13 protein-coding genes and 1 pseudogene are annotated in these 11029 nt (G+C 70.9%); 8 read left to right on the forward strand and 6 right to left on the reverse strand.

The features are described from left to right. Window positions 1–2: 2 nt before the first annotated feature. Window positions 3–1433 (reverse strand): GH39 family glycosyl hydrolase, encoded by a 1431-nt coding sequence (locus ACWBNA_RS33830; protein ID WP_482708330.1) that lies wholly within the window; start codon window positions 1431–1433, stop codon window positions 3–5. Between the two features lie 202 nt (window positions 1434–1635). Between ACWBNA_RS33830 and ACWBNA_RS33835 the strand changes: the two genes are divergently transcribed. Together ACWBNA_RS33835 and ACWBNA_RS33840 are read left to right on the forward strand one after the other, a co-directional pair. Beyond that, window positions 1636–2760: a DUF5925 domain-containing protein gene (locus tag ACWBNA_RS33835; protein ID WP_482708331.1), complete on the forward strand. Its 1125-nt coding sequence runs from the start codon at window positions 1636–1638 to the stop codon at window positions 2758–2760. Between the two features lie 21 nt (window positions 2761–2781). Further along, window positions 2782–3552, forward strand: a complete 771-nt coding sequence (locus ACWBNA_RS33840) for a DUF72 domain-containing protein (RefSeq protein ID WP_482708332.1) — start codon at window positions 2782–2784, stop codon at window positions 3550–3552. Window positions 3553–3853: 301 nt separating this feature from the next. Here ACWBNA_RS33840 and ACWBNA_RS33845 read toward each other — a convergent pair whose 3' ends face one another. After that, a complete protein-coding gene (locus tag ACWBNA_RS33845; RefSeq protein WP_482708333.1) occupies window positions 3854–4225 on the reverse strand; it encodes a GntR family transcriptional regulator in 372 nt (123 codons plus the stop codon). Window positions 4226–4296: 71 nt separating this feature from the next. On the opposite strand from ACWBNA_RS33845, the gene ACWBNA_RS33850 reads away from it, so the two are divergent. Both ACWBNA_RS33850 and ACWBNA_RS33855 read left to right on the forward strand, forming a co-directional pair. Then, window positions 4297–5226 (forward strand): GNAT family N-acetyltransferase, encoded by a 930-nt coding sequence (locus ACWBNA_RS33850; protein ID WP_482708334.1) that lies wholly within the window; start codon window positions 4297–4299, stop codon window positions 5224–5226. Beyond that, on the forward strand, window positions 5207–5707 hold the full coding sequence (locus ACWBNA_RS33855; protein ID WP_482708335.1) for a ribonuclease FAU-1 family protein: 501 nt from the start codon (window positions 5207–5209) through the stop codon (window positions 5705–5707). The genes ACWBNA_RS33850 and ACWBNA_RS33855 overlap by 20 nt, the downstream gene beginning before the upstream one ends. 78 nt (window positions 5708–5785) lie before the next feature. Here ACWBNA_RS33855 and ACWBNA_RS33860 read toward each other — a convergent pair whose 3' ends face one another. Further along, window positions 5786–6403, reverse strand: coding sequence for a class I SAM-dependent methyltransferase (locus ACWBNA_RS33860; RefSeq protein WP_482708336.1), 618 nt, complete (start codon window positions 6401–6403; stop codon window positions 5786–5788). A gap of 140 nt (window positions 6404–6543) precedes the next feature. Between ACWBNA_RS33860 and ACWBNA_RS33865 the strand changes: the two genes are divergently transcribed. Next, entirely contained in the window at window positions 6544–6678 is a 135-nt protein-coding gene (locus ACWBNA_RS33865) for a hypothetical protein (RefSeq protein WP_095749573.1), read from the forward strand. Window positions 6679–6709: 31 nt separating this feature from the next. Here the strand turns inward: ACWBNA_RS33865 and ACWBNA_RS33870 are convergent, their stop codons facing one another. Continuing rightward, the gene (locus ACWBNA_RS33870; RefSeq protein ID WP_482708337.1) at window positions 6710–7159 is read right to left on the reverse strand and encodes a GNAT family N-acetyltransferase; all 450 of its coding nucleotides are present in this window, start codon (window positions 7157–7159) and stop codon (window positions 6710–6712) included. Between the two features lie 69 nt (window positions 7160–7228). Between ACWBNA_RS33870 and ACWBNA_RS33875 the strand changes: the two are divergent. Both ACWBNA_RS33875 and ACWBNA_RS33880 read left to right on the forward strand, forming a co-directional pair. Then, window positions 7229–7878 (forward strand): annotated as a pseudogene (locus ACWBNA_RS33875) (dihydrofolate reductase family protein). An 85-nt stretch (window positions 7879–7963) separates the two neighbouring features. Continuing rightward, a complete protein-coding gene (locus ACWBNA_RS33880; RefSeq protein WP_482708338.1) occupies window positions 7964–9016 on the forward strand; it encodes a lytic polysaccharide monooxygenase auxiliary activity family 9 protein in 1053 nt (350 codons plus the stop codon). 55 nt (window positions 9017–9071) lie between these two features. On the opposite strand, the gene ACWBNA_RS33885 is transcribed toward ACWBNA_RS33880, so the two are convergent. Both ACWBNA_RS33885 and ACWBNA_RS33890 read right to left on the reverse strand, forming a co-directional pair. Then, complete coding sequence (locus ACWBNA_RS33885) at window positions 9072–9932, reverse strand: esterase/lipase family protein (RefSeq protein ID WP_482708339.1); 861 nt, start codon at window positions 9930–9932, stop codon at window positions 9072–9074. 183 nt (window positions 9933–10115) lie between these two features. Continuing rightward, on the reverse strand, window positions 10116–10562 hold the full coding sequence (locus ACWBNA_RS33890) for a MarR family winged helix-turn-helix transcriptional regulator (RefSeq protein WP_482708340.1): 447 nt from the start codon (window positions 10560–10562) through the stop codon (window positions 10116–10118). 91 nt (window positions 10563–10653) lie between these two features. Here ACWBNA_RS33890 and ACWBNA_RS33895 point away from each other — a divergent pair, with 91 nt between their 5' ends. Continuing rightward, window positions 10654–11028: a cupin domain-containing protein gene (locus ACWBNA_RS33895; protein WP_482708341.1), complete on the forward strand. Its 375-nt coding sequence runs from the start codon at window positions 10654–10656 to the stop codon at window positions 11026–11028. The last annotated feature ends 1 nt before the right edge of the window (window position 11029 follow it).

Genomic DNA, 11029 nt, shown 5'->3' on the forward strand with positions numbered 1-11029 from the left:
GGTCAGGTGGCTCGGCGTTCGAGCCACCTGACCTCGTACGCCTGCATCGTGAGGTCCTTGCCGTCGATCTTCGCCCGGATCGACCGGTCGAGGGTGTTGACGACCAGGACCACCTTGTCGGTCGCCAGGACCCGGACCTCGGCCCCGTCGGCGGCGTCGACCGGCACCTCCTCCACGGCGGTTCCCGGCGGGAACGCCCGGCTGAAGCGCGAGACCAGGTCGTACATGGGCAGCTTCTCTCCCCCGCCGCGGCCGTGGGTCGGTGTCCACAGGCAGCCGGGGCAGTCCGAGCCCTTCTCCCGCTCCGGGTTCCAGTAGAAGCCGGAGGATGCCCCGCCCTTGACCATGGCGATCATCCCGGCGGCCTGGACGGCGACCCGGCGGGTCTCGGACCAGCCCTTGCGCTCGTCGTCGCCGTCGGCGGGCTCGACGTAGTACTCGGCCCACCACAGGGGCAGATCGCCGGTCCGCGCGCGCACCCAGTCGCCCACCGCGGTGAACTTGTCGGTGGCCGCGAACTCGTCGGGCAGCAGCTCGTCGTCCTGGGTGTAGCTGGACCCGTCCACGACCACGAACTCGGCGCCCGCCTTGTGCTTGTTCCAGTACTCGAAGGCGTCGAGGGTGCGCTGGTCCATGGCGCCCCAGGGGCCCTTGAAGGTCGCCGACGCGTTGTCCGACCTCGGGTCGAGACTGTCCATGACCAGATAGGGCCCGCCGACCATGATGTCCTTGTCGACCTTCTTCAGGGCCTTGTAGACGAGGTTGTACAGCTCGGTGTATCCCTCGTGGTCCCAGCGGCCCTCGGCGTCGTTCCAGAAGCCCTTGAACTCGTTCCAGACGATGAAGTGGCGTACGTCCGGATAGCGCTTGGCGACGGTCGCGGCCAGGTCGGCGAAGTCCTGGTAGTGCTCACGCTCGGGGGCGGTCTCCAGGGCACCCTGACTCCAGTCGGTCTTGTCGACGCCGGCCTCGCCGCCCTTCATCCAGTCCGGCGCGCAGCACAGCGTGATGACGGGCGTGGCGCCGGACGCGCGCATGAAGTCGACCCGGAGGTCCATCGCCTCGAAGTCGTAACGCCCCTTCACCGGCTCGGGGTTGTCGGCGCCCCAGCCCATCAGGTGCTGGATCTGCGGCAGGCCCCCGTCCTTCGACAGCTGCCCCTCGACACGCTCGACCGCGGCCGCACTGCCCTCGTCGGCGCTGAACTGGGTGTGGGTGAAGCCCCATCCCACGTCCGGCTGCGTCGCGTCCGGGGTGGCGGTGGGCGTGCCGTGCACCTTGTCTCCGTCGCGCGAGGTGCCCTCGGTGCCCGACCCGCCCCCGGGAAGCGTGTTGAGGAGGGTCACCACCAGGGCCAGTGCCGCCACGCCGACACCGAGCAGCGCGGTGAGCCGCCACCGCCCCACCCCCGAATCCCACCCATGACGTCCCATCGAGGGCAACGGTATCCGGGACGGCGCCCCGTGGGGCAGATGTCGTGGATGCACAGCTGTGTAACAGGACGAAGGGGATACGCCGGGAGCGCGGGACGCTCGCGACACGCCGTGTCTCTCGCGCCGCCCGTGCCGAAGGGGCGCGGGCGGCGCACTACGGAAAGCGGGTGCACACGGCGCCCGCGTGCCGGATCATGGCGGCATGTCTGCGAACCCACCGGATCAGGGCGGCACGTCTGCGAACCCACACGACGCTCTGCCGATCCGGCTCAACGTCGACGACAGCGACTCGCCGTCCGACGTCGTCGACGCGCTGTTCCTCGGCCGCTTCGCGACGGGCGAGCAGCCGTACTCGCACGCGGCCAACATCGACCGCGTGCGGTCCGCGGCGACGCTGCTGCCGGCGGGCGCCCGGGTGCTGCGCGTCGCCCGCGACGACGACCGCAGCGCCACGCTCGCCGAAGGCGACGGCTGGACCCTGCTGATCTCCCGCTGGAACCGCGGAGCCGACGTCACGGTGACGGCGACCAGTCCCGAGCTGGCCGAGAAGGTCCTCGACCAGGCCACCGACGGCGCGGCGGACGAGCCCGAACCGCAGCCGGAGAACGTGACCATGGGCTTTTGGTACGTCTCCCCGCGGCGCGGCCCGCACCGCACCACCCGGCAGATCTCCGCGGGCACGTGGGACGAGGTGCGCGACAACTACACCGCGCCGGTGGCGGACGCGATGGACCGCCTGATGAAGACGACCCCCGAGGACATCGCCGGCCGTCTGCTGCTCCTGCACGGCCCGCCGGGCACCGGCAAGACGTCGGCCCTGCGCACGCTGGCGCGGTCCTGGCGGGACTGGTGCCAGGTGGACTGCGTCCTGGACCCCGAGCGCCTCTTCTCCGACGTCGGCTACCTGATGGACATCGCGATCGGCGAGGACGACTCCACGGGGAAGGGCCGCTGGCGGCTGCTCCTCCTGGAGGACTGCGACGAGCTGATCCGCGGGGAGGCCAAGCACACGGCGGGCCAGGCGCTGTCGCGGCTGCTCAACCTGACCGACGGCCTGCTCGGCCAGGGCCGCAACGTCCTGGTCGGCGTCACGACCAACGAGGACCTGGAGCGCCTGCACCCGGCCGTGGTCCGCCCCGGCCGCTGTCTGGCCCGCATCGAGGTGGGCCGGCTGACCCGCCGGGAGGCGGTGAGCTGGCTGGGCACCGAGGAGGGCGTGGCCCGCGAGGGCGCGACGCTGGCGGAGCTGTACGCGCTGCGACGGGGCACCTCGCCGACGTCGGTGCCGGAGCCCCGGCCGGGGGCGGACGCGGGGCTGTACCTGTAGCGCACGTGCTTTGATGGGGATATGACCCTGTTCCTCGGCACGTCGGGGTGGCAGTACAAGGACTGGAGGGGCGTCCTCTACCCGGCCGGCTGCCCCACCCGGCTGTGGCTGGAGGAGTACGCGGCGCGTTTCGCGACCGTCGAGATCAACAACGCCTTCTACCGGCTGCCGTCCCGGGAGACCTTCGAGGCCTGGCGGGAGCGCACCCCGCCGGACTTCGTCGTCGCGGTGAAGGCCAGCCGCTATCTGACCCACATCAAACGGTTGCGGGACCCCGAGGAGCCGGTGCACCGCCTGATGAGCCACGCGGCGGGCCTCGGCGACCGCCTGGGGCCGGTCCTGCTCCAGCTGCCACCGACGCTGCGCGCGGACGCGGGACTGCTGGACACCTGCCTGTCCTGCTTCCCGGCCGGGACGAGGGTCGCGGTCGAACCACGCCACGACTCGTGGTGGACCGACGAGGTGCGCGACGTGCTGGAATCCCGCGGCGCCGCCCTGTGCTGGGCCGACGTCCGCTCCCGCCCGGCGACCCCGCTGTGGCGCACCACCGACTGGGGCTACGTCCGCTTCCACGTCGGCGGCGCCCGCGCCTGGCCGCACTACGGCCGACGGGCCCTGAAGACCTGGGCCGAGCGGATCACGGAGACATGGTCCGAGGGCCAGGACGTGTTCGCGTACTTCAACAACGACCCGACGGGCGCGGCGGTGGAGGACGCGATGACCTTCGCCAAAGCGGCCCGGACGGAGGGCTGGAACGTCACTCGCGCACCGGAGCACCTGGAGCGGGCCTGAGGTTCACGAGTTCTCGGCCCCGACGGCACCCCGCGTCTCCTCGACCGGAACGGCACTCAGCTTTCCCTCCGCCGGGAGGCGCTCAGTTCCTCTTCGCCGGAACAGCGCTCGACCTCTTCCCCGCCACGAAGCACACAGCTTCCTCCCCGCCGCGACGGAACTCAGCCTCGACGGCGCATTTCGGCGGTGCCGAACCCCCCTCAGCCTTCCGCGAAACCCGCTCAGCCCTCTGCCCGAGCCCTGCGCAACCTGCAAGGCGAGCCCAGCTCAGCTCACCCCCCACCCCCCGGCCCGGTGCCCCTCACCCCGACCCGTAAGCCGCCCGCAGGGCATCCCGCACCGCGACGAGCGCCGCCTCCTCGTCCAACCCGAGCCGTCGGGCACGCTCGACGTACGCCTGTGCGGCCAGCGCGACTTCCCGTTCCGCCGCCGAGCCCGCGGCGGCGACGTACGTTCCGTTGCGCCCCCGGGTCTCGATCACCCCGTCCGCCTCCAGCGCCCGGTACGCCTTGGCGACCGTGTTCGCGGCGAGTCCGAGCGACTCGGTCAGCCCTCGCACCGTCGGCAGCCGGTATCCCACCGGCAGCACCCCCGACCGCGCCTGCTCGGAGATCTGGGCCCGCACCTGCTCGTACGGCGGGGCGCTCTCATCGATGTGGATCTTCAAGGTCACGGGGTGATTGTCCCGCACCCGCCCGAAAATGAGAGGCACCGCGGTGCATCTCCCCCGTAGCGTGCGCGTACATGACTGTGATCGTGCGCGACCTCGCGCCCGAGGTCCGAGCCGACATCGAGGGCTTCGCCCGCGTCCGCCACCTCGCGCTTCCGTTCTTACTCGTCACCCCGGACTCCCTCGCCTACGACCTGGCCCACATCCGGCCCGAGGCCCACTACCGGCCGCTGGTCGCGGAGGAGGACGGCGAGGTGATCGGCACGGCGCAGGTCGGGCTCGTCCACGACAGCCCGGAGGCCGGCCTGGGCTACGTCAACGTCTATGTGCACCCTCAGCGGACGCACCGCGGTGCCGGCTCACTGCTGGTCCGCGCCGCCGAGCAGCACCTGGCCGACCGGGGCGCGACCAAGCTCTTCGCCTGGGTCCTGGACGAGCCGGGCAACCTCGGCTTCGCCGAGCGGCACGGCTACCGCGAAAGCCGATCCGCGCACTTCCTCCGCCTGGACCTGGCGGGCGGCAGCCTGCCACCGCTCCGGCCGCTGCCGCCGGGGGTCGAACTGCGCACGGGTGCCGACTTCGCGGACGATCCGCGCCCGCTGTTCGAGCTGGACGCGGAGACGATGTCGGACGAACCGAGCGACATCGCCTACGAGTTCACCGACTACGAGGCCTGGCTGGCGGAGACCTGGTACCACCCTCTCTTCAGTCCCGAGCTGACCTCGGTCGCCGTGGCCGACGGCCGCCCCGCCGCCTTCAGCATGGCCCGCACGGACGGCGGCACCCGCTACGGCACCGTCATGACCGGCACCGCCCGCGCCTTCCGTGGCCGTGGCCTGGCCAAGCTCGCCAAGAACGACACCCTGCACCGCGCCCGTGCCGCCGGATTCACGGAGGCGTTCACGGGCAACGACACCGGTAACAGCCCGATGATCGCGATCAACAAGTGGTTCGGGTACGAGATCTGCGCTACGGAGGTGCGGTATGTCCGCGAACTCGGCTGACACCTCGGCCGTCCTGGAGGTCGTCCTCGTCAAGGCCGGCCGCACGAAGATCCGTTACGAGGCCGGACTCCTCGGCGACGACGGTACGCGGCTCGCCGTCCGCGCCCCCTGGGCCGGTAAGGGCGTGCGCGACTTCGGTTTCGTCCGCTTCGAGCCCGGCGACGTCTTCACCGAGTACTACTGGCGGGACCGCTGGTACGCGGTGAAGGAGGTCCGCGCCGCGTCCGGGGCGCTGAAGGGCTGGTACTGCGACATCACCCGCCCGGCGACGCGGTCCGGCGCCGAAGTCGTCGTGGAGGATCTCGACCTGGACCTGTGGCTTTCGGCCGACGGCACGGACGTGATCCGCCTGGACGAGGACGAGTTCGCCGAGAGCGGTCTGACGGAGCGGGATCCGGAGGCGGCGGCCGCCGCCATGGCCGCCCTTGACGAGCTGGAGGCGCTGGCGCAGTCGGGCGGCTTCGACGCGCTCCTCGCGTAACCGCCCTCAGCCGACCACCGCCACGACCACCCGTATCCGCCCTCAGCCGACCACCGCCACCACCCCTCGTAACCGATCTCAGCCGACCACCGCCACCACCGCATACCGCTCGTCCTCCACATCCCTCCCCCACAGCAGCGCGTCGTCCGACAGGCGGTCGACGCGCACCTGCCCGGCGAGCGGGGCGAGGAGGGCGGTGAGCCGGTCGGCGGGGATTCCCACCGGGCTCACCGTCCCCCACACGCCCTCGACCAGTACCAGCCGCCCTCCAGGCCGCAGCAGCTCCCGCCAGTGCCGCAGGGCGCGGCCGGGGTCGGGCAGCGCCCACAGCAGGTGCCGAACGAGCACGACGTCGAAGCGCTCCTCGCCCACGGGCGGTTCCGCCGCGTCACCCACGAGGAACACGGCGTCACGGCCGGCGAGCTTGGCGCGCGCGAGGTCGACCATGGCCGGGGACCGGTCGACACCGGTGACATGGTGTCCCTGTTCGGCGGCGAGGAGCGAGAGGCTGCCGGTACCGCAGCCGAGGTCGAGGACGTCGGAAGGGCGCTCGGGAAGCCAGTGGCGCAGCCGCTCGGCCCAGGCGTGGCGGACCTGCGGGTCGCGCAGACCGTGGTCCGGCTCGTCGTCGAAGGAGGCGGCCTGCGCGTCCCAGTCGACACACACCGCGGTCGTGTCGTCACTCTCGTTCGTCATGCACCCAAGAGTGACACCCGCCACTGACAGTCGAATCGTGACACTGGCCACTGACAGAACGGCAACCGATGAGGAACTCTCCCTGAACGGGTCTACCTCCGTGAGAACGCGGAACTCGGTAGACCCTGAAGGAGGCAGCCATGCGCCGTGTGACCGTGCAGAAGCCCCTGAAGAAGACGGACTCCCGCCAGGTCCGCGAGGAGGCCGACGAGCGCCCCGCGGGACGCCCGGAGGTCCGAAAGGACATCGCGCGCACGTGGTGGCCGGACGGGTGAGGGGCACAGGCTCCCTCAGCTCAAGCTCCCGTCAGCCCAGCCGCTTGCGGTAGTGAACGCGGTCGTACGGCCCGTCGACGCGCCGCTCCACGACCTCGTACCCGTACTTCGGGTAGATCTTCTGGTTCTCCCACATCATGGCGTTCGTGTAGAGCCTGACCTCGGGCAGACCCAGCGCACGCGCGCGTGCCTCCACGAAGCGCAGCAGCCGTCCCCCCACGCCCCTGCCGTGCGCGTCGGGGTGGACGGCGATGTTGTCGAGGTACAGGTGGTCCTCGTACGCCTCGATCACCACCAGCCCGAACACGGGCTGCCCCGTCACGAACACCTTCCCCTCGGCCACGTTCGCCGCATGGTCCGCCTCCATGGGCTGCGGCACCCTCCCGATGCGCTCGATGTAGTGGTGGTAGGCGGCGTCGGTGACGGCTTTCACGGCGGCCACGTCGGCTGTCGTCGCGGGCCGGATCTCCTCGTTCGTCATGGCGCGCACGCTAGCGGGACCGGTTCGCGGTGCATCAGGCTCCACCCCGATGACGCGAATCAGTCCCGCGTGAACGTCTCACTCGACGGCTACATCGTCGGGCCGGACGGCGGCTTCGACTGGACGGCACCCGACGAGGAGGTCTTGCGCTTCGCCACCGACGAGGTTCGTGGGCTCGGCTTCCATCTGCTGGGACGACGGCTGTACGAGACGATGCCGTACTGGGAGACCACCGACCGGATTCCATCGCTCGACTTCTCGACGCGCGAGTTCGCCGCGATCTGGAAGTCGCTTCCCGAGGTGGTGTTCTCCACCCACGCCGTCGGCGGTGCGGGGCAACGCCCGCCTGGCCTCCGGCGGCCTGGCGGAGGAGATCGAGCGGTTGCGGGCCGAGCCCGGGGAGGACGACATCGCGATCGGCGGCGCGACTCTCGCCGCCGAGGCGGCCGAGTCGGGTCTGATCGGCGAGTACCGGGCCAGGGTCCACCCGGTACTGGTCGGTGGTGGCATTCCGTTCTTTCCCCGGCGCGAGCGCCGGTGGATCTCGAACTCGTCGAGACCCGCACCTCCACTCGAAAATCGTCTACCTCCGCCACCGCGTGGTGCGCTGGGCCGGGTCCGAGAACGCCGCCTGCGGCACCCACCAGGACCGGACCGCGGCCCGAGGAGCGAGTCTCCTACCTGATCTCAGTCTCAGCAGTCCCTTAAGGCGGCCATAAAGATCGTCACCAGCCGTCCCCAGCAGGGGTTTTCACGGTTTCTTTGATCCGGCACGCACTCGTTCCGGTTCCGAGGAGATCCCCCATGCCCGCACGCCGCAAGGCCGCCACCGTCGTCGCTCTCGGCCTGACCCCGCTCGCCGCGACCGTGCTGTCCGCCGCCCCCGCGTCCGCGCACGGGTCCATGGGCGACCCGGTCAGCCGGGTCTCGCAGTGTTACGCGGAGGGCCCCGAGAGCCCGGCGTCCAACGCGTGCAGGGCGGCGGTCGCGGCCGGCGGCACGCAGGCGCTCTACGACTGGAACGGCATCCGCATCGGCGACGCGGACGGACAGCACCGGGCGCTGATCCCGGACGGCAAGCTGTGCAGCGCGAACAACGACGCGTTCAAGGGGCTCGACCTGGCCCGCGCCGACTGGCCCGCGACCGGCGTGAGCAGTGGGTCGTACACCTTCGAGTACCGCGTGACCGCCCCGCACAAGGGCACCTTCACCGTGTACATCACCAAGGCCGGTTACGACCCGGCGCAGCCGCTCGCCTGGGACGACCTGGACCTGGCCAACCCGGTGGCGACGGCAACCGACCCGGTCGCGTCGGGGGGCTTCTACACCTTCTCCGGCACTCTCCCCCAGCGCTCCGGCAAGCAGTTGCTGTACGCGATCTGGCAGCGCTCGGACAGCCCGGAGGCGTTCTACTCCTGCTCGGACGTGGCGTTCGGCGGCGAGAGTGGGAGCGGTGACGGCGACAGCGGCGGCGACAGTGGTACGACGAGCAGCGCGTCCCCGGTCCCGACCGCCTCCGCCCCCTCCGAGGAGCAGATCGAGGACGGCAGCGACAAGTCGACAGTCGAGCACAACGGCCACGGCGACCAGGACGCCGGTACGTCGGCCGAGCCGGCAGCGAATCAGGAGGCGAAAGCAGAGGCGAATGCGCAGGCCGCGCCGATCGCCCGGACCGAGAGTCCCCTGTCCGACGGGCCGAAGGCGGCCGGCAGCACCGAGAACCTCGCCGAGACCGGTGGCGACGGCAGCACGCCGTACCTCGCCGTGGGCGGCGCGGCGACGCTGGCGCTCGGTTCGGCGGTCCTGTTCACCTCGGTCCGTCGGCGTGCGGTGGGCGGCGGCCGGCGCGGTCGCTGATCCGAGAGTTCCGGGGCCTGACCGGCGGCTCAGGCCGGACAGGCCCCGGCGGCACTCAGCCGAGCACCGACGCGCAGGTGGTCGGGGTGGCATGCGCCGGGTCAAGGGCGTTGGCCACCTCGTGGAACGCGATCCGGTCGAGCAGCCCGATGACCGCGTGCTCGGACAGGTCGGCCGGGCACAGGTCCTGGAGCAGGATGTTGCGCACGCCGGGCCCGCTGAGGAACTGGCTCTGGTACGGCGTGACCACCTCGTCGTACTTGGTGGCGAGGACCGTGTACTGGACGCCTGGCACGGTGTCGCCGCCCTCGTTGAGCTTGGTGAGGAAGGCGGAGCCGGCGACCTGGTCGGCGAGGGCGGGGGTGTTGGTGGTGAGCAGGTCCTCGATGCCCGGGAAGTACGGCAGGAGGCGGGTGAAGCCGGCGAGCGTGGTGCCGTGGTTGCTGGGCGCGATGCCGACGAGGGCCTTCACCTTCGCGGCTCCACCGAGGAACTTGAGGTAGTAGCGGGGCATCATGCCGCCCTGGGAGTGGCCGACGAGGTCGGTCTCGGCGGCGCCGGTCGCGGCGAGCACCTTGTCGACGTAGGCCTTCAGCTGCTCGGCCGACTTGTCGATGGGGCCGAGGGCGTGGACGAGCGGGAGACCGGAGAGCTGACCGTAGTCGAGCGAGAAGACGCAGTAACCGCGGTTCTTCAGGTACGGCGCGAGGGCCAGCCAGTTGTCGACGGAGTTGGCGAAGGTTCCGTGGACGAGGACGACGGGGCGGGGATGGGCGGCGGACGGCTTGCAGGAGTAGTCGTTCCACCCCCGGCTGGGGGCGTCGACCGCCTGGGCAGTGGTGGCGGGGACGACGGCAACCGCGGCGGTCAGCAGTAGTGCGGCCAGGGGTCTGAGCACTCGTTTCCAGGGCAGCATCGGGTGATCTCCTTGCGGCTCAAGGGAGTTGCGACGGCTCTACGCCCTGTGATCCGGATCACGAGGATGCTGTTCACTCGTCAAGTTACGGACGAGTAGTGCACTTGTGAAGTTACGCGTCAGTAAAAACTTCCAGTGGTAACCATCGGCGACTGGAGCCCGCGACGAAGTCCTGACGAACCGTCACCAGGCGGGCCTGATGGGACCATAGGGAGCAATGCGCGCCAATTGCTCGCGCAACGCGCCGACTTCGTCCTCACCGAGCAGCGCCACCCACGCCCCGACCGCCTCCGCGGCCGCCTCCTCGGCGGCCCGGGTGCAGGCCCACCCCCGCCCGGTCAGGACGACCAGCCGGGCCCGGGCGTCACCGGGATGCGGCCGCCGCTCGGCGTACCCCCTGCGCACGATCTCGTCGACCAGCTGGCTGGCGGCCTGCTTGGTCACCCCGAGGTGCGCCGCGAGCTCGGTGACCGTCGCCCCGTCGGGGGCGAGCCGGGCGAACGCGAAGCCGTGCGCGGGCCTGATCCCCTCGAAGCCACGGGCGACGACCCCCTCGTTAATGCGCTGCGTGAGCTCGCCGGCGACGGCGAGGAGGGCGGCGGACAGGGCCATGGCTTCGGAGTTCTGCACGAAGGCATTGAAACACCCTTGACGGGTTGGTCAAGCTGCTTGACTATGAGTCCACATAGTCAAGCAGCTTGACCAACTGATCGGAGAGCCCATGCCCGTCATCCGCCCGTCCGAAGCCGTCACCCACGAGATCCACGGCGCCCGCTTCGTCTCGCACGCCACCCCGCGCACCGGCAGCAGGGAGCTGTGCGCCTGGCGCGGCGAGATCCCGGCAGGGACCAAGGCGCCCGCGCACACCGTCAACCGGGAGGAGATCTTCCATGTACTCGGCGGCGAACTGCTGATGACCCTCGACGGTCACACCCACCACGTCACCGCCGGCGACACGGTGATCATCAACGCCGGGTCGACCCTCGCCGTCGAGAACCCGACGAGCGAGGTCGCCACCTCCTGGGTCACCACCTCCATCGGCCTGGAGGCGGAACTCGCCGACGGCACCCGCATCACACCCCCGTGGGCCAACTGAC

The organism is Streptomyces sp. Q2, assembly GCF_056820935.1.